Source organism: Vibrio sp. EA2, from assembly GCF_033042495.1.
Taxonomy (GTDB): Bacteria; Pseudomonadota; Gammaproteobacteria; order Enterobacterales; family Vibrionaceae; genus Vibrio.
On sequence record NZ_JAWLID010000001.1, the window covers coordinates 302,373 to 321,634 of the forward strand.

The 19,262-nt window shown below is 44.5% G+C and carries 15 protein-coding genes; 9 read left to right on the forward strand and 6 right to left on the reverse strand.

Annotation, left to right across the window (positions count from 1 at the left end; genetic code table 11):
• Positions 1 to 158: 158 nt before the first annotated feature.
• The gene (locus RXX31_RS01345) at positions 159 to 1,166 is read left to right on the forward strand and encodes an AraC family transcriptional regulator (protein WP_317587292.1); all 1,008 of its coding nucleotides are present in this window, start codon (positions 159 to 161) and stop codon (positions 1,164 to 1,166) included.
• Positions 1,167 to 1,196: 30 nt separating this feature from the next.
• Here RXX31_RS01345 and narL read toward each other — a convergent pair whose 3' ends face one another.
• The 6 genes from narL to cobA all read right to left on the reverse strand — a co-directional run bounded on the left by narL (position 1,197) and on the right by cobA (position 9,203).
• Positions 1,197 to 1,841: a two-component system response regulator NarL gene (gene narL, locus RXX31_RS01350; protein WP_317587293.1), complete on the reverse strand. Its 645-nt coding sequence runs from the start codon at positions 1,839 to 1,841 to the stop codon at positions 1,197 to 1,199.
• A gap of 102 nt (positions 1,842 to 1,943) precedes the next feature.
• Positions 1,944 to 3,698: a bifunctional protein-serine/threonine kinase/phosphatase gene (locus RXX31_RS01355; RefSeq protein ID WP_317587294.1), complete on the reverse strand. Its 1,755-nt coding sequence runs from the start codon at positions 3,696 to 3,698 to the stop codon at positions 1,944 to 1,946.
• Between the two features lie 189 nt (positions 3,699 to 3,887).
• The gene (locus RXX31_RS01360) at positions 3,888 to 5,357 is read right to left on the reverse strand and encodes a NarK family nitrate/nitrite MFS transporter (protein ID WP_317587295.1); all 1,470 of its coding nucleotides are present in this window, start codon (positions 5,355 to 5,357) and stop codon (positions 3,888 to 3,890) included.
• Between the two features lie 81 nt (positions 5,358 to 5,438).
• Entirely contained in the window at positions 5,439 to 5,765 is a 327-nt protein-coding gene (gene nirD, locus RXX31_RS01365; protein WP_317587296.1) for a nitrite reductase small subunit NirD, read from the reverse strand.
• A gap of 36 nt (positions 5,766 to 5,801) precedes the next feature.
• Positions 5,802 to 8,342: a nitrite reductase large subunit NirB gene (gene nirB, locus RXX31_RS01370; protein ID WP_317587297.1), complete on the reverse strand. Its 2,541-nt coding sequence runs from the start codon at positions 8,340 to 8,342 to the stop codon at positions 5,802 to 5,804.
• 51 nt (positions 8,343 to 8,393) lie between these two features.
• Complete coding sequence (cobA, locus tag RXX31_RS01375) at positions 8,394 to 9,203, reverse strand: uroporphyrinogen-III C-methyltransferase (RefSeq protein WP_317587298.1); 810 nt, start codon at positions 9,201 to 9,203, stop codon at positions 8,394 to 8,396.
• A 388-nt stretch (positions 9,204 to 9,591) separates the two neighbouring features.
• Here cobA and RXX31_RS01380 point away from each other — a divergent pair, with 388 nt between their 5' ends.
• The 8 genes from RXX31_RS01380 to nifE all read left to right on the forward strand — a co-directional run bounded on the left by RXX31_RS01380 (position 9,592) and on the right by nifE (position 19,262).
• Positions 9,592 to 12,084: a nitrate reductase gene (locus tag RXX31_RS01380; protein ID WP_317587299.1), complete on the forward strand. Its 2,493-nt coding sequence runs from the start codon at positions 9,592 to 9,594 to the stop codon at positions 12,082 to 12,084.
• A 255-nt stretch (positions 12,085 to 12,339) separates the two neighbouring features.
• Positions 12,340 to 13,215 carry a nitrogenase iron protein gene (gene nifH / locus RXX31_RS01385; protein ID WP_176292821.1) on the forward strand — a complete coding sequence of 292 codons (876 nt, stop codon included), beginning with the start codon at positions 12,340 to 12,342 and terminating at the stop codon, positions 13,213 to 13,215.
• A 65-nt stretch (positions 13,216 to 13,280) separates the two neighbouring features.
• A complete protein-coding gene (nifD, locus tag RXX31_RS01390; RefSeq protein WP_317587300.1) occupies positions 13,281 to 14,750 on the forward strand; it encodes a nitrogenase molybdenum-iron protein alpha chain in 1,470 nt (489 codons plus the stop codon).
• Positions 14,751 to 14,827: 77 nt separating this feature from the next.
• Positions 14,828 to 16,393, forward strand: coding sequence for a nitrogenase molybdenum-iron protein subunit beta (nifK, locus tag RXX31_RS01395; protein WP_317587301.1), 1,566 nt, complete (start codon positions 14,828 to 14,830; stop codon positions 16,391 to 16,393).
• Between the two features lie 60 nt (positions 16,394 to 16,453).
• The gene (gene nifT / locus RXX31_RS01400) at positions 16,454 to 16,675 is read left to right on the forward strand and encodes a putative nitrogen fixation protein NifT (protein ID WP_176292819.1); all 222 of its coding nucleotides are present in this window, start codon (positions 16,454 to 16,456) and stop codon (positions 16,673 to 16,675) included.
• A gap of 16 nt (positions 16,676 to 16,691) precedes the next feature.
• Complete coding sequence (locus RXX31_RS01405) at positions 16,692 to 17,387, forward strand: NifB/NifX family molybdenum-iron cluster-binding protein (protein WP_317587302.1); 696 nt, start codon at positions 16,692 to 16,694, stop codon at positions 17,385 to 17,387.
• A 55-nt stretch (positions 17,388 to 17,442) separates the two neighbouring features.
• Positions 17,443 to 17,694 (forward strand): hypothetical protein, encoded by a 252-nt coding sequence (locus RXX31_RS01410; RefSeq protein WP_317587303.1) that lies wholly within the window; start codon positions 17,443 to 17,445, stop codon positions 17,692 to 17,694.
• Positions 17,695 to 17,843: 149 nt separating this feature from the next.
• The gene (nifE, locus tag RXX31_RS01415; protein ID WP_317587304.1) at positions 17,844 to 19,262 is read left to right on the forward strand and encodes a nitrogenase iron-molybdenum cofactor biosynthesis protein NifE; all 1,419 of its coding nucleotides are present in this window, start codon (positions 17,844 to 17,846) and stop codon (positions 19,260 to 19,262) included.

The window sequence follows — 19,262 nt, forward strand, 5'->3', positions numbered from 1 at the left end:
CGTGTTGTTTGCTTACAGACGTGGATTCGGGATCACAAATCTATCTAAAACAGTACGGTCACTATCATTATTTTTATCAATTTGTGACGTTTGATAGATACAAAGGCCCTATAATAAGTAATTATTTTACAGAGTGAAAATAATTGGGTGGTTCTATTATGGGATATTCTGTTTCTAGTCTATTAATTAATCGCAAGGTGGACTTGTTGTCTTCTATTGGTGTAGACGTGGATTCTATTACTTCCGAGTGTAATATTAATAAATTAAATTTAACCAATCCTAATGGAAGAATTCCTTATCAGCAGAGTAAAGCTTTTATTATTAAAACCTCTGAATATAACCAATACATTTATAAAGAGTACTCGTCTGTTTCTGGGTTGTATGATGTTTTTCCTCAATTGTTTAATTTGTGTCTGAACGAATCAAATGCAGTTAATGCCATCGATAGCTTTTTAAAATACAGATTTATTATTGGTGATAGCGACCATTGCCATATGGATGTTGTCGGTGACTCAATCTGTGTTGAGTACAGTAATACCGATCCTACTGCACCAATGAACGGGTCTGTGGGGCACTTTCTGTTGATTCGTGACATTCTGAGTAAATACACCGATGTCCTTGATTGCCAGCTTATGTTCGACAGTTCAATAAGATTGGGTAAAAATTTCACCAATGATCAATTTGAATCAAAGTGCCTGTTTGATCAAAACAAAAATCAAATGATTATAAAATCGTCTTCTTTGTTCGAACAAAATAATACGTTCAATGAGTTTTTATACGGATTACAAAAAAATAATGTAGAGTGCCTTCGTCAGACGATTCAAGCAACTCATACTTTTTCATCTGTGGTTAAGGGAATGATTAAAAATTTATTAGAAGATAAGTACTTTATTAACGATGTATCACTTCTGGAAGAGATTTGTCACCAGGTAGGCGTAAGCCGATGGACGTTAAACAGAAAATTAAATGCAGAGAAAACCTCCTTCAGTGAATTAACAAAAGACATTAAAATGGAGAAGGCTTGCCGGTTGTTAGGAAGCACGAATAAATCGGTCAGTGAAATTAGCGAGTTATGCGGTTTTTCATCACAGTCTAACTTTACAAAATTTATGCGTAAGAACCACGACATGTCACCGGTTCAATACAGAAAAGCGTATTCACGTTAATAGTATGCAACCCGTTAATGTCGTGTTTGACTATTGATTGTCGATCATCCAGACGGCGGCTTCTAAGCGCGAGCTAACATCCAATTTCTTTAGAAGATTTTTAACATGGACTTTTACCGTCGAGTCTGTGATTTTAAGCTCATGAGCGATGAGTTTATTACTCATGCCTTTGGATATCAGCGATAATATTTCAAGTTCTCGATTGGTGAGGGTTTTTAGTGGGCTTTCTTGCGCGTGTTTTTTCGGCTTACTGCTCGATTGAAGAAGCACTTTGGTCAGTCGATCAGACAAGGCGAGCTGTCCCAATACCGCTTGTTTTATATTAGATACGATGTCTTCCGGCTCCATATCTTTCAACAGGTAACCATCAGCACCACTTGATATGGCGTTGAGCACATCATCTTCGTTGTCAGATACGGTTAGCATCACAACTCGGGAAGTGACGCCTTTTTCCCTCATTTGACGGACGGTTTCTAATCCGTCTATTCCTTGCATGTTTAGATCAAGAATGATTAGGTCTGGGTCATGTTGAACCGCACCTTCAACGGCATCCGTACCGTTGTTATACTCGCAAATCACTTGCAAGCCTTCCTCTAAGGTAATCAGTTGTCGTAACCCACTGCGAAATAGCGGGTGGTCGTCGACCAACATTATTGTTGCTTCTTCTGAGCTCACCGTTAACTCCTTTAACGTTTCTTATTACTTTATCATCATGATTTCGAGCCACTAAATCTACAATTATTTTCGCGCTGGATAAAACTCCCTTATCTCTGGTGCTTAATTAGGTATAAAACTCAGTAACAAAAGCCCTTCAATCACCGCGAGAGAACACGCGAGCAAAGCAAAGGACTTCCAAAATAAAACAGGGTTGCGTTTCAGTAGCGGTTTGTTGCTTACATCGTTTAATAACTGGGTATTCGGAGTGAACAGGTCTGCGACGAAGTCTCCGAGTGCCTGATAACGGTTATTGGGGAATTCTGATGTTGCCTTTTTAAATACCAGGTCAACCCAAAGAGGGATATCTTCGCGATATTGTTTAATTGTGTGATATTGCCAATTGACGTGCCTGGCTTGCTGCAACGTTTGCTGAGAATGCTCTTTGTACGGCAGGTGCCCGGTGAGCATTTCGTAACCGATAATCCCGATAGAAAACAGATCAGAGAGTGTGCTCGCTTCCCCGGTATTAATGTACTCAGGTGCCGTATAATTAACGGAACCAAGGGGGAAAGTTGCGGTTTCTTCGGTTTGCATTTCATTTAGGCCTTTCACTTCAACGGCACCAAAGTCGATGATTTTCACTTCCTGGTTTCTCGTGATCATAATGTTTTCGGGCTTAAGATCACGGTGAACCATATCTGCGCGCTGGAAAACCCGTACTGCTTTTACGATGCCATCCAGTATTTCACGAACGGTCTCAAGTGGTGGGTTAGGGTGATCATGCATCCATTGACGCAGAGTTGAGCCTTCTATGTATTCGCAGACCTGATAGAGAAATTTTGAGTGCCGTGGTCTTGGAAACATTTTCATTACGCGCGGGCTATCTAATTGGGTCGCTATCCAATATTCATTAGCAAACCGTTTGAGCGTCTCCGGGTCATCACTGTAATTCAGTGATGGTGCTTTAATGATGACATTGCCGCCTTTTTGTTTATCCAGTGCGAGATATACGTGACTGCGTGACCCTTCGTAAAGCGTTTTTAGTATTTCGAAATGCTCGAGGTTCTGACCTTTCTCTAGCGCTGGTGGGATGTTTTTGGCGAGTAAGGCTGCCTGATGCTCAATCAAGTTAAAGCTTGGCAATTCAACCACCTTCAATACGATACAGCTTGTGTTGTCAGTGCTTCCTTTCAATAATGCTGTGTCGCATAGGTCTTGCGCCAGCTCGTCACAAGGCGCAATGCTGCTAACTCGGCGTTTGATTTCTTCATGCGTTAAGGTCTCATGTACGCCGTCCGTGGTTAAAATTAATTTATCGTTTTCTTCAAGTGGTAATGTCTGGAAATCGATGTCAACTCTTTCATCCATGCCAAGAGCTCGAGTCAGATAACTCTGGTGGCCAAAATTAGTGCGCTGATGATCGCGGGTTAGCAGGGTGAGGTTGTTATCTCGATAGAGGTAAACTCGGCTATCACCAACGTGAAAGATATGACAGGTATTGGATTTAATCACAATGGTGCTGAAAGTCGTCACCATCCCGTTATGGTAAAGATGATCTTTGCCCTGATTATAAAGCCAGCTGTTTAAACTGGTGAGTAATTCACTCACGGAGCGCTTAATGCTCCAACTTGACGGGGTGGCATAGTAGTCAGTAACAAATTGGGTGGTCGCAGTCTGGCTTGCTTGTTGAGCCTGGTTACTGCAGCTCACACCATCAGCGATACAAGCCACAACCCCTTTGTAAGCTAATTCATCGCGAGTGGTGGGGTACTTGACGATAAAGGCGTCTTGGTTTTCTGCTCTTTTCCCGGTTAAAGAGCACCCAGAAAATTCGATATGTTGTTTTTCTTGAGCTGACTTCTCTTGAACTGACATTGAGTCTTCCTTGCCGCATTTCCCATTTTAAAAAAGCAGTAAGAACAAAAGCCCAACCATCTATGGTCGAGCTTTTGAACGATATTGAAACGGTACCGACCTAGTGCATATAAGTTAGTAAAGCTCAATATCTCCCGATAAACCTTATTTAACTCAAACTTATTGATATAAACCTTCTCTATATAAACTTTAGCTAGATACGTCGATAAGTGTCACACTGCCATCTTCGTTAACTTCTGCAATTTTACCTGATGGTTCTTCCATAAACATCAGAGCGACGAAGCCAACGACTGCTGTAGCGGCGATTACGTAAAAGAACGTTTGGTAAGAGACGAAAGATAAAATGGTTAGGTAAGTCACCGCACCAACGTTACCGTAAGCACCTGTCATGCCCGCAATCTGTCCAGTCATGCGACGCTTGATAAGAGGAACAGTCGCAAATACCGCCCCTTCACCAGCTTGAACAAAGAATGAACACGCCATTGCAGCGGCTACCGCTACCCATACAGGCCAGCTTTCGTTTACTTGTCCCATCAGGAAGTAACCCACAGCAAGACCCGCCGTTAGGATAAGTAGAGTGAGCTTGCGACCAAACTTATCGGAAATTAAACCACCGCCAGGACGAGACATCAGGTTCATGAAGGCATAAGCTGAAGCCACCATACCCGCGACAACAGGTGACAATTCAAATGTTTCTGAAAAGAACAGTGGTAACATTGAAATGACGGCGAGTTCAGAGCCAAATGTTGCAAAGTAAAGTACGTTCAGAACGGCAACTTGTTTGAATTTATACTGATGAATAGGCTCCACTGGCTTTGTGAAAATCGTTTTGTTGACTTTCCAAACCTGATTTGCGTCGATAATGTAAAGCACCACGAGTCCAGCGTAGATAGCGTTTACCATCCATTGGTCGAGCATGTTGATGTTGCTAGGTGATAGTTTCCACGCAAGCAGTGCAAGTACTGCGTACATAGGAACTTTCATCGCCAATAGGAAAAAGAAATCACCTTTCGATGTCACTTCCATTGCTGACAAGTGTTTTGGTCGGAAGTAGGTCGCTCCCTTTGGTGTATCCGATACGTTTTTGTAAAAAATTACCGAGAAAAGAAGGCTCATCACACCCGTTAGAGCGGTAGCATAGCGCCATCCGTCGTCACCGCCAAAGACTAATGCTAGCGTTGGTAGGGTGAATGCTGCTGCGGCAGAACCGAAGTTACCCCAGCCACCGTAAATGCCTTCTGCGGTACCAAGTTGGTTGTGTGGGAACCATTCAGATACCAGACGAATGCCGATAACAAAGCCTGCACCAATAAAGCCAAGTAGGAAACGAGCTATCGCTGCCTGAATAAAGGAGTCTGCAAAGGCGAACATAAAACATGGAATGGAGCAGACGGCCAGCAATGCTGAATAGACAATGCGAGGTCCAAAGCGGTCGGTAAACATCCCGATGAGTACACGAGCGGGTATGGTCAGCGCAACGTTTAAAATCAAAAGGGTTTTGATTTCCTGAGTCGATAGGCCAAGTGTTTCTTTGACCATTTGTAGTAATGGTGCAAAGTTGAACCAGACAACGAAAGTAATAAAAAATGCCATCCAGCTTAAGTGGAGGATCTTCATTTTTCCAGTGAAGGAAAAGAGTGTAAATTTAGAGCTTTCCATGTTCATTATTCCTTTTAAAAGTTTTCTCAGCGCCATTGCCCAATAAAGGCAATGACGTGGTGCTTTTACTGATACTGCTCGTTATTCTCTTATCTCAATGATGCCGTTGTTATTTCTTACTTGGTAAATCGGCAGGCTGTACTCCGGATTTTCAATGCATTGACCCGTTTCCAGACAGAAATGTTGTTTGTATAACGGTGATGACACACACAATGTGTCATCTATACAGCCAACAATGCCTCTCGATAAAATATTGGCCTTACCAATCGGGTCGTAGTTAGAAACGGCGTGCAAAGAGTTGGTACGCTGGCTGAAAAACACCGCGATTTGTTTCTCATCCACTTTTGCGCAGACACCCGTATTAGGTGCGATTGCCGATGATTCACAGATTGATATCCAGTTACTCATATCGATTCTCCTAAAAATTTAATATTCAGATGGGTATCAGTTAACTTCGACCACTTCGATAGCCAGTTCTTCTGCTGTGTCTTTCGGGAACCTCTGTTCTCTTACTTTGACGAACTGAAGTGATTCATCACGATCAGGGCTGTTGATAAAGTGGCTGAATCGACGTAGCTTTTCAGGGGATTCCAATGTGGTCTTCCACTCACACTGGTAGTTTGCCAGGCTGTCTTGCATCGATCTTTCTAGTTCATCGGCGAGGCCGAGCTTATCCTCAATAACCACTTCTTTGAGGTAATCCAGGCCGCCCTCCAGGTTCTCGAGCCAGACGGAAGTACGTTGCAGTCTGTCTGCTGTACGGATGTAGAACATAAGCACTCGGTCGACATATTTAATCAGTGTTTCGTCATCTAAATCCGTCGCGAGAAGGTCAGCGTGACGCGGGCGCATACCGCCGTTACCACACACGTAGAGGTTCCATCCTTTGTCTGTTGCTATCACGCCAATATCTTTTGACTGAGCTTCTGCACATTCACGAGTACAACCGGATACCGCAAACTTCAGCTTGTGAGGGGAGCGAAGACCTTTGTAACGATTTTCTAAGTCGATAGCGAAACCGACGCTATTGCCAACGCCGTAGCGACACCAGGTGCTACCCACGCATGACTTAACGGTACGAACCGATTTACCGTAGGCATGACCAGTCTCAAAACCTGCATCAACCAGGCGTTGCCAGATAGCTGGAAGATCATTGAGATGAGCGCCAAACAGGTCAATTCGTTGTCCTCCGGTGACCTTGGTATACAGATCGAAATCACGCGCGACTTCGCCAATAACGATGAGTTTTTCTGGTGTGATTTCGCCGCCAGCGACGCGTGGTACAACAGAGTAGGTTCCATCTTTCTGCATGTTACCCAGATAGATATCGTTGGTATCCTGAAGCTCGATATGCTCATCCTGCAAGATGTAATCATTCCAGTACGAAGCTAAGATAGAACCAGCCGTCGGTTTACACACTTCACAACCCAGCCCTTGACCGTATTTCTCTAACAGTTCATCGAAAGTTCTGATTTTGTTTACACGGATAAGATCACTGAGTTCCTGACGTGAATAGGCAAAGTGCTGACAAATATCGTTGTTCACTTCGACGCCCAGTTTTTCCAACTCACTATCGAGTACTTGTTTTGCAAGAGCACTACAGCCGCCACAACCCGTTGATGCGTTAGTGGTTTCTTTTAATGCAGCCATCGTGGTGCAGCCAGAAGCTACTGCTTGTTTAATTGAACCTTTTGTTACATCGAAGCACGAGCAGATGACTGCGCTGTCTGGCAAAGCTTCAATACCGAGCCCAGCTGATTCATCTTCAGCCACGTTAGGCAGGATTAATACCGACGGGTTCTCAGGTAGCGGAAGGTCGTTTTGGCGAATCTGTAGCAGGTTGCCATAGGCATCGGCATCACCCACTAATACTGCGCCAACAATTTTTTTCTTGTCTTCAGAGACAATCAGGCGCTTATAAACTTGTTCAATCTCGTCTTTGTAGGTGTAAGACAACGCACCAGTCGTTTGGCCATGTACTTCGCCAATGCTTGCAACATCAACACCCATTAATTTCAGTTTGGTGCTCATATCGGCACCAGTGAATTGTGCAGCCTGCTCTGACCCAAGGATATGTTGAGCCGCCACTTTCGCCATTTGGTAGCCTGGTGCGACTAATCCGAAGATACGTTGTTCCCATAATGCACATTCACCAATCGCATAGATATCTTCATAGTTGGTTTGGCAGTGATTGTTGATCACGATGCCGCCACGCTCTCCAATCTCTATCGCGCTATTACGCGCCAGCTCATCCTGTGGGCGAATACCTGCTGAAAAGACGATCATGTCAGTATCAATATGAGTGCCGTCAGCGAAGTTCATTCGGTAGCGACATTCATTTCCATCGATGATTTCTGTAGTTGCCTTTTCTGTATGAACGGTAACACCCAGTGCTTCAATCTTACGGCGAAGTAGATCACCACCATCCTGGTCGAGCTGAACCGCCATTAGACGAGGTGCAAACTCGACAACATGAGTTTCTAGCCCTAGGTTTTTGATTGCATTGGCGGCTTCCAGACCCAAAAGACCACCACCAATCACCACGCCAACTTTGCTTTCTTTACTTGATTGTTCTATCTCGTCCAGATCTTCGATGGTTCTGTAAACGTGGCAGAATTCTTTTTCATTACCAGGGATTGGTGGAACAAACGGGTATGATCCTGTCGCGAGAACCAATTTGTCGTAGCTTTCTATACGACCTGAAGAAGTAACGACTTCTTTAGTATCCGGGTTGACGTTGTTTACTTTTTCATTCAGCAAATAGTTTATGCCATTTGACTGATAGTAACCTTCGCTGGTTAACGCAAGGTCTTCGGCGCTGTTGCCGGTAAAGTAAGAAGTCAGTTGAACACGGTCGTAAGCCAGGCGAGGCTCTTCAGAAAACGTAACGACTTCAACATTGTCTTGCTCTGACTGGATGAGTGTATCGATAAATTTATGGCCAACCATGCCGTTACCGACCACAATGATTTTTTGCTTGCTCATAATCTAATTTCCCTTAGTAATCCTGAATTCTGACTTTCCATGGCCGTGTAATCAGGCGCTTTTGAGTAAACCTGACTCGGAAAGTGTTTGCGTATTTTTGTTCTTAAGCTGTTGTAACCAGTCCATTTGGTTAGCCACAGCAACAACGTCACCGATGACGATTAATGCTGGAGATTTGATTGAGTGACGTAATGTCAATTCGGAGAGCTCCGATAGCTGACCAACTATTGTTCTTTGCTGTGGCGTACAACCGTTTTCAATAATTGCTACGGGTTTGTTTGTGTACATACCTGAACTGATTAGTTGTTCTTGTATGAGTGGCGCTTTGGTCAAACCCATATAAATGACCAGAGTTTGGTTGAGCTGGGCCAATGCATTCCAGTTGATCTCAAGGTTTTTATCAGCATGTGCGGTGATAAAGGTGCACCCCTGAGCTAAGCCACGATGAGTCAACGGAATATTGGAGTAGGTGGTGCATCCGGATGCCGCTGTAATACCAGGAACAACATTGACGCTGATACCTAACTTAGCAAGGAAGAGCATTTCTTCTCCGCCACGTCCGAAAACGAATGAGTCGCCACCTTTAACACGACATACGTTCTTTGCATCCAAAGCAAAATTCGCAATCAGTTGGTTTATCTCTTCTTGTTTATAGCTATGGCAACCTTTTGCTTTGCCGACATAGACGAGCTTGCAATGAGCAGGAAACAAAGCACGCACATCTTCACTGACTAAGTTGTCGTATACGATGACATCGGCACGCTCAATGGCTTTAATTGCTTTAACGGTAAGTAGGTCTGGATCGCCAGGACCAGCCCCTACCAGTGATACGTTTCCAATAACTGAATGTTCTGTATTCATCATCATTGCCTCGAATGTGATTTTGCTAGTTGTATCTCACAAAGCAATATGGGTGCCATCATGATTTATTTCTATCAAAAATAAATATAACTCTTTAAAATCAATAAGTTAAAATGATTTACATTCATGTTGTGTGGAAGGTGTAAGAAATAGGGACTGATACCAAAAGTGGTAGGTGAAGGTGTTTTATGGTTAACCTTGCATCAAAATAGGTAAATATACACAAAAGGTGGTAGTTTTCGGGGGTACCTTGATCTACCTCTTTAGGGGTAGGCTGTTAATTAAATTAATGAAATTAAACAATAAAAAATGTAAAACAACAAAATAATAGTGATTGGAATGAATTTTGCTGCTTAGTTCTTAAAAATAAATTTGGAGACTGGTGGGTATGAGCGAAGGATGGATCAAATCAACGTGTGCTTATTGTGGCGTAGGGTGTGGAATTGAAGCTAGGCCAATGTCGAATGGACTATTAGAAGTTCGTGGCGACAAAGAGCACCCCTCAAATTTCGGTAAGTTATGTACTAAAGGTATTGCTTTAGGAGACACCGTGATACATGACGGCCGCTTACTGACTCCAAAACTTAGATCGGAAGCTGGTAAATTGTGTGACAGTGACTGGAATGAGGCGCTGTCTCGCGTAGCCAAAGGTTTCGCGGAAACGGTCGAAAAATATGGCCCGGATTCTGTCGCATTTTATGTCTCGGGCCAACTCCTGACAGAAGACTACTACGTGGCGAACAAACTGATCAAAGGCTTTCTTGGAACCGCGAATATAGACAGCAACTCGCGCTTATGCATGGCTTCCTCAGTCGTCGGGCACAAACGTGCTTTCGGCATGGATACGGTCCCAGTCTGTTATGAGGATCTTGAGAAAACGGACTTAGTGATATTGGTCGGTTCTAATTTGGCCTGGTGTCATCCGGTACTATTTCAGCGCTTAAGAGCCGCTAAGCAAAAAAACGCTAATCTTAAAGTCATCGTTATCGATCCACGTCGAAATGAGTCCTGTGAAATTGCAGACCTCCATTTGGCGATTAATCCGGGTTCGGATGTCTCACTATTTAATGGTTTATTGGTGCATCTCGGTGAACATAATATGATGGATCATTCGTTTATTGGTTCATCGACAAATGGTTTCAGTGATGCCTACCAGTCAGCGTTAAATGATGCAGATGTGAGTGAGACAACCGGGATTGATAGGGAGTCACTTGAGCAATTTTATGAATACTTCGCTCAAACCGAAAAAGTCATCACAATCTATTCCCAAGGAGTGAACCAGTCCTCACAGGGTTCCGACAAAGTAAACAGCATTATTAATTGTCACTTAGCGACAGGCAAGATTGGTAAAGAAGGGGCTGGCCCATTTTCTGTTACAGGACAGCCGAATGCGATGGGAGGCCGGGAAGTCGGTGCTCTGGCAAACACGCTGACCGCACACATGGAATTTGATCGCCCTGATGATATTGAGAACCTAGAAGCCTTCTGGCAAACCGATAGATTAGCGAAGAAGCCAGGATTAAAAGCCATTGATATGTTTGATGCCATTCATCGTGGTGAGATTAAAGCCGTTTGGATCATGGCGACAAATCCGGTAGTCAGTCTGCCTGACAGCGATAAGATTAAGCAAGCCTTGGAAAACTGTCCTTTAGTGGTGGTTTCCGACTGTATTGAGCAGACTGCTACAACCGCTTACGCTGACATTCTATTACCGGCGCAAGGCTGGAGCGAAAAATCGGGCACAGTGACCAACTCTGAACGTCGTATCTCTCGTCAACGTCGACTTCTGGCCAGTCCGGGCCTGGCTAAGCCGGATTGGTGGATTATTTCTCAAGTTGCACAACGAATAGGCTTTAAAGATGCGTTTGACTACTTACATGAAGGAGAAATATTCAGAGAGTATGCCCAGCTGACAACCGTAGGTAACCTAAGCCACGAAGCTGAAAAGGGAACAAAAAGAGACCTGAATTTGGCTGGCCTTACTGCAATAACAGATTCTGAATATAACTCGCTGTCTCCCCAGCAGTGGCCTGTTGTGCAGAAACAACAGGAGGTTGTCCATCAGAGAATGTTTACCGATCGTCGTTACTTTACAGAGAACCACCGCGCCAACTTTATTGCGGTGAAACATCTGCCACCGCAAGCAACGACAAGCAAAGTTTTCCCGTTAGTACTGAACACCGGCAGAAGTCGTGATCATTGGCATACCATGACGCGAACCGGGTTATCGACTCGTTTGGCAGAGCATGCCAGTGAGCCGTACGTATTGATGCATCCCAAAACGGCGATGCAATATGACATTTGTGAGGGTGAGATGGTCACTGTATTCAATTCACACGGTGAGTGTGTGGTTAAAGCAATGATTAGCGACTCGATGAAGCCAGGTGAACTCTTTGTGCCAATTCACTGGAATGAAATTACAGGTCCGTTAAGTAAGCCTTGTGTTTTGGTTGATGCACGAACGGATAATTTATCAGGCCAACCAGAATTCAAATATACTCCCGTTGATATCAAGACATATGATTTCCAAACCAGCGCCACTTTGCTGGTGAGAGAGGCTATTACTTTCGATAGTATCGGGTATGTCGCCAGACAAAAAGTGGAGGGTGGATATCTGTATCGAATCCGTACACCAATGGAGATGACGGATCTTCAGGGCAAAATAGAGTCGCTGTTAACACATAACCGACCGGTAGATAAGCAGATATCCAGAGATGACCATTCAATAAAAGGGGTGATCACTGTGATAGAGAAGAAAGTCTCCTCTTTATATAAGCTGACGAAAGGTGAGCCAAGTTTAGGTGAAGTACAGGCATTGAGTGAGTTGTTCAACCAGAGTGTCGACGATGATTGTTCTCTGCATGCTTTAATGGGGAACTAGCCAAACCCCGCCCCAACAGTCATTCCAAGGGTAACATCCGTCTTTTCGTTACCCTTTACTCATTCTTATGCCAACCTGTACCAAGCCATCCAATCACGACAAACAAATCTTGTACTAAAACAAACAATGTCAGTTGTTTGTTTTCAGCAATACAAAGGCGAATTATATTAACCTGTTGAAATTTAATGGATTTAGTAATTGGTATGCATTTCGCAATATCTGTCATGAGTCTAAAATTAAACAAGGAGATAGACCATGGCAATTCGTCAATGTGCAATTTACGGAAAAGGCGGCATCGGCAAGTCCACTACAACTCAAAACTTGGTGGCAGCCCTAGCTGAAGCAGGTCAAAAAGTAATGATCATCGGTTGTGACCCGAAAGCGGATTCAACCCGTCTAATTCTACACACTAAGATGCAAAACACCATCATGGAAATGGCAGCGGAAGCCGGTACTGTTGAAGACATCGAACTAGAAGATGTACTACTCACTGGTTACGGTGACGTTAAATGTGTTGAGTCAGGCGGTCCTGAGCCAGGCGTTGGTTGTGCCGGTCGTGGTGTAATCACAGCGATCAACTTCCTGGAAGAAGAAGGCGCGTACGATGAAGATCTAGATTTCGTATTCTACGATGTTCTTGGTGACGTTGTGTGTGGTGGTTTCGCGATGCCAATTCGTGAAAACAAAGCACAAGAAATCTACATCGTTGTTTCTGGTGAAATGATGGCAATGTACGCAGCAAACAACATTTCTAAAGGTATTTGTAAGTACGCTGCAACAGGTAGTGTTCGTCTTGCAGGTTTAATCTGTAACTCTCGTAACACTGACCGTGAAGATGAACTCATCATGGCGCTTGCCGCTAAGATCGGTACTCAAATGATCCACTTCGTCCCTCGTGACAACATCGTACAACGTGCAGAAATCCGTCGTATGACGGTTATCGAGTATGACCCAACTTGTAACCAGGCAGACGAATACCGCGCTCTTGCTAAGAAAGTTATCGAGAACGAAATGTTCGTTGTCCCAGAGCCATGCACGATGGATGAGCTCGAAGACCTGCTAATGGAATTCGGCATCATGGAAGTTGAAGACGAGTCTATCGTTGGTAAAACTGCGGCTGAACTAGCTTAAGAGACTGATTTGGCTTGAATGCTTATTAAGCCTAAATGAGCTTTAAATGGATTTGGAGACAGATTATGTCGATGAATAAAGAACAAAAGCAGGCGCTGATAGACGAGGTTTTGGAAGTCTATCCAGAAAAAGCGCGTGAAGACCGTAAGAAACACGTAGCGGTTACTGACTCTCAATCAGAAGGGACTTGTATCACTTCTAACCGTAAAACGGTTCCTGGTGTCATGACTGTGCGTGGCTGTGCTTACGCAGGTTCAAAAGGGGTAGTTTGGGGACCGGTAAAAGATATGATTCATATCTCGCATGGTCCTGTTGGTTGTGGTCAGTACTCGCGCGCTGGTCGTCGTAACTACTATTCAGGTACAACAGGTGTCGATTCATTTGGTACTTTGAACATCACTACCGACTTCCAGGAGCGTGACATCGTTTTTGGCGGTGACAAAAAACTTTCAGCTGCGATTGATGAACTTGAGCAACTGTTCCCGCTATCAAAAGGTATCTCTGTTCAGTCAGAGTGTCCGGTTGGTCTTATCGGTGATGACATCGAAGCGGTAGCAAAAGTAAAAGGCGCAGAAATCGGTAAAACCATCGTCCCTGTACGTTGTGAAGGTTTCCGTGGTGTTTCTCAGTCTCTGGGTCACCATATCGCTAACGATACCATTCGTGACTATGTACTGGATGCTTCTGAAGGTGAAGCGAAGATCGAATCAACCCCTTATGACGTGGCCATCATTGGTGACTACAACATCGGTGGTGACGCCTGGTCTTCTCGCATCATCCTTGAAGATATGGGCCTACGTGTTGTGGCTCAATGGTCTGGTGACGGTACGCTACCAGAAATGAAAAACACCCCCAAAGTGGCCTTGAACCTGGTTCACTGTTACCGCTCTATGAACTACATCGTTCGTTACATGGAAGAGAAACAGGGTATCCCATGGATCGAATACAACCTATTTGGTCCAACGAAGATCGAAGAGTCAATGCGTAAGATTGCAGGATTCTTTGATGAGAAGATCCAGAAGCAAACTGAAGAAGTGATCGCACGTTACCGTGAACAATGGCAAGCGGTTATCGACAAGTATCGTCCTCGTCTTGAAGGTAAGTCAGTGATGCTTTATGTCGGTGGTCTGCGTCCTCGTCACATCATCGGTGCGTATGAAGATTTAGGCATGGAAATCACGGGTGCAGGTTATGAGTTCGCTCACAACGATGACTACGTGAAAACCACTCCCGAAGTGAAAGATTCAACGCTTCTATTCGATGATGCAAGTGCATACGAACTGGAAGAATACGTTAAAGCGCTGAAACCAGACCTTGTTGGTTCTGGTGTTAAAGAGAAATACGTATTCCAGAAAATGGGCTTCCCATTCCGTCAAATGCACAGCTGGGATTACTCAGGTCCTTACCACGGTGTGGATGGCTTCGCTATTTTCGCCCGCGATATGGATTTGACTATCAACAACCCTTGCTGGAACAAGATGAAAGCACCTTGGTTGGAAGAAGCATCAGACGAAGCGCTAGCGAAAACTGCTTAATGTGAGTTGGAAAGGATTTCCAATTAATGTAACCCGAGCCGGAGTTCACAGATTAGTGGCACGGTAGGAGAATACTCATGACTCAAAAAGTTGAAGATATAAAAACTGGTTATGCTCTCTTTCAGCAACCAGAATATCAAGAGATGATGGCGAATAAACGCGCATCTTTTGAACAAGGCGTTGATGCTGAGAAGGTTCGTGAAACCTTTGAATGGACAACAACGAAAGAATACCAAGAGATTAACTTTGCTCGTAAACACATCACGATTGACCCGGCAAAAGCTTGTCAGCCATTAGGTGCGGTACTGTGTTCTCTGGGATTTGAGAAAACATTACCTTATGTGCACGGCTCTCAAGGTTGTGTTGCGTACTTCCGTAGTTATTTTAACCGTCACTTCAAAGAGCCAATCGCGTGTGTTTCTGACTCAATGACAGAAGACGCAGCAGTATTTGGTGGTCAGGAAAACATGTTCCAGGGTTTGGAAAACGCGTTTGCGCTATACAAACCAGAGGTTGTAGCGGTTTCGACCACTTGTATGGCTGAGGTAATCGGTGATGACTTGAACGCGTTTATTAACAACGCGAAAGATAAAGGTCATATTCCAAAAGAGCTACCTACACCATTTGCACATACGCCATCGTTTGTTGGTAGTCATGTGACAGGCTGGGACGGCATGTTTGAAGGCATGATGAAATACTTTACTGATGCAGGAAGTATTAATGTTGCTAGCAACGGCAAAATCAACATTGTTCCTGGGTTTGAAACTTATCTTGGTAACTATCGCGTCATTCACCGCATGTTGAAAGAAATGGACGTTGATTACTCTTTCCTCTGTGATCCATCTGAAGTACTGGATACCCCTGCAGACGGCGAATACCGCATGTATGCTGGTGGTACGACAATTGAAGAAATGAAAGATGCACCGAATGCTAAAACAACTTTCTTGCTTCAGCCTAATCAACTTGTGAAATCTAAGAAATACATCGAGGGTGTTTGGAAACACGAAGTTCCTAAAACGACTATCCCTATGGGCTTAGAGTGGACGGATGAATTCTTGATGAAAGTTTCTGAAGTGACTGGTAAGCCAATCCCTGCGTCGATAACTAAAGAGCGTGGCCGTCTGGTTGACATGATGACGGACTCTCACACCTGGTTACATGGCGTAACGATATCACTTTATGGTGACCCTGATTACCTCTTGGGCATGTGTAAGTTCCTAACCGAGCTTGGTTGTGAAATTAAACACGTTCTTTGTAACAACGGTTCTAAGAAGTGGAAGAAAGAAATCGAAGCACAACTTGCAGAAACACCATACGGTGCAGATGCAGAAGTGTTCTTCAAACAAGACTTGTGGCACCTACGTTCACTAATGTTTACTGATAAGCCTGATCTATTGATCGGTAACTCATACGGTAAATTCATTGAACGTGACACTAAAGCTAAAGGTCCTGAAGCTGAAATTCCACTAGTGCGCATTGGTTTCCCTATCTTCGACCGCCACCACTTACATCGCCAATCTACTCTGGGCTATGAAGGTGCAATGTACATACTAACCACTTTGGTTAACGAAGTACTGGCTAAGCTGGATCGTGACACAAGCGACCTGGGCAAAACTGACCTTGGTTTTGACTTAGTTCGTTAATTGGAATGACCGGCGGTGTTAGCCGTCGGTCTTTTTTCAGCCGGATACGAGGGAGTTGTTATGGCTAATGTAATGATTCAGTACAACGAAAATAACCAGTTGTCACTTTATTTACCTAAGAAGGATTTGGAAGAGGTGATCACGTTCTTCGAATTCGATTCTGAAGATAAATGGGGCGGAGAAGTGCGCCTGGCAAATGGTGCTATTTATCATATTGATCCAATGACCAGTAAGCCCAGATTGCCAATCACGGTGAAAGCTAGACGATTACAAGCGGCGTAAGTTAAGGGGGAATATCATGATGGACACGACTATTTCTGACCAAGCAGCTCTACGAGTTGCTTTGGCATCTAAATCGCTACCGAATATCGATTTACGCTCTTTGTTAGGGTTATTGATCCAACATCTGGGTGAGCCACTGACGGAACCTAAGCTTGTGGGGTTATCACCGAAAGCGTTTCGTTTGATGGTGAGTTCTCTGGGCTCTGGACCAACACGCAAAGAGGTGACCAGTGCTCTGGATGTGTTGTGTAATCCAGAAGTGAGCGATGTGTCAGCACCACAAGTGTCGGCACAAGAGCCGATTGCAGGACCAAAACTAAAAGTCGCGTTGACCTCGAATCAGGGGGAAATGGTAAATGGTCATTATGGTTCTTGTTTACGTGTGTTGATTTATGAAGTCAGTGCAATGGAACATCAGTTGGTGGAAGTACGCGAAATGCCAACGGAGAGAAAAGGCGAAGAACGTGCTATCGCGATGTTAGACAGAATTCGTGATTGCCACATGCTGTTCACCTTGTCTATTGGTGGCCCTGCTGCTGCACGTGTCACTCGCGCCAATATTCATCCGATTAAAAAAATGACGCCGATGTCAGCGGAAGAAGTTCTGAGTGATTTGTCTAATGTTATTGCGACCAACCCGCCTCCATGGATTAAACGTATTCTGGGCATTGAGACTTCCGAGAAAATATTGGAGGAAGAGAGCTATAAGTAATTCTGCTACTGCTGAGCGTGCTACCGGTTTTGAACTGGCGAGTTTAACCGAGATTGTGCTGTCTGATATCGTTTCGCAGTTAGACAATGAACCCGATATTAGTCAGGACACCTTGTCTCGCCTGCAAGTCAGTTATCCTAACTTGCGTTTTACTCTCTGTTTTGAGGAGGAGATGGGCTCACATGATGCATACGTCGAAGCGAGTGGTTTTGATGTTCATTTAGTGTCGCATAGTACGTCTGGCTGCAGTTCGTTAACTCAGGAGTTAGCTCAGAGTTCTGGGCTGGTTATTGCGCTTCACGACTAGTGAGGCGCTTTTTGTCGGGTTTACGACAATGTCAGCTTTTGTTTTTGTCGGTGTCTAGTTTAATCAATGAGTTACGAGTGGAATAGCACTTGCAGCTAACTAAGTGTTCAGTATCTCAACTATAACTGTTGCAACTCAAGGAGAGACGCATGAAGCGATCGGAGATCAAGTTACTGCAAGATGAACCCGCCTGTGAGCACAACAGCGGAGAGAAAAGTGGTTGTAGCCGACCAAAGCCTGGGGCAACGGCTGGAGGGTGTTGTTTTGATGGCGCTCAGATAAGCTTGCTGCCAATAGCGGATGTGGGACATATCGTACATGGTCCAATTGGCTGTGCGGGAAATAGCTGGAACAACCGCGGGACTCGTGCTCTGGGCAGCAATCTGTTTCGTTATGGATTTACCACTGACCTTAATGAGCAGGATGTCATCATGGGACGTGCAGAAAAACGTCTGTTGCATGCGATAAAACAACTTATTAAACAGCATCAACCACCTGCGGTTTTTGTTTATATGACCTGCGTTCCCGCCCTTGAAGGGAACGATATTGAAGCGATTTGTTCCCTTGCTACTGAGCGTTGGAATATACCTGTGATTCCTGTCGATGCGGCGGGCTTTTATGGTAACAAAAACCTGGGTAACCGAATCGCCGGTAATGTGATGGTTGAACGCGTGGTGGGTAGTGCAGAGCCGCCGGCAAAACCAAAAATGCTTCACGACTCAACTCGCCGCGTACACGATATCGTTCTTATCGGCGAATACAACATCGCCGGAGAATTTTGGCATGTCTCGCCATTATTTGAGCGTTTGGGGTTGAGAGTGTTGTGTTGTATGGCGGGTGATACTCAGTTCCATCAAATACAAACTATGCATCGTGCAGACGCTGCCATGGTCGTTTGTGCTCGCGCACAAGTGAATGTTGCACGAAAGCTGGAAGAAAAATGGGGTATCCCCTGGTTTGAAGGGAGCTTCTACGGCATCGAAGATACGTCGAATTCACTGCGAGAATTTGCCCGCTTACTAGGCGACCCCAAACTGAGCGAAGAAGTAGAAGCTTTGATTGCAGAAGAAGAAAGTCGTATTCGCTCTGCTCTGGCACCTTACGCCGAAAAGCTGACTGGTAAGCGAGCACTGCTTTACACTGGGGGCGTTAAATCCTGGTCAGTAGTGAGTGCCTTGCAAGAGTTAGGTATTGAGTGTGTTGCAACCGGCACCCGTAAATCTACCCAATCTGATAAAAATAAAATTCTGGAGATTATGGGTAAAGAGGCGTTAATGCTGGATGAAGGTGGCGCTAATTTGTTGCTCGAGACTTATCATCAACATCACGCGGATGTCATGATTGCGGGTGGGCGAAACATGTACACCGCATTAAAAGCTAAGTTGCCATTTTTGGATATTAACCAAGAGCGTGAACATGCCTATGCTGGGTACGAAGGCATGCTCACCTTAGCGCAAGAACTGTGCAGAACAATAGAAGCACCAATCTGGCAGGCCGTTCAAAGTCAGGCTCCCTGGATCGTCGAAGAAGCGACATTCACTTCTACCATCATTGAAAAAGGAGCCTGA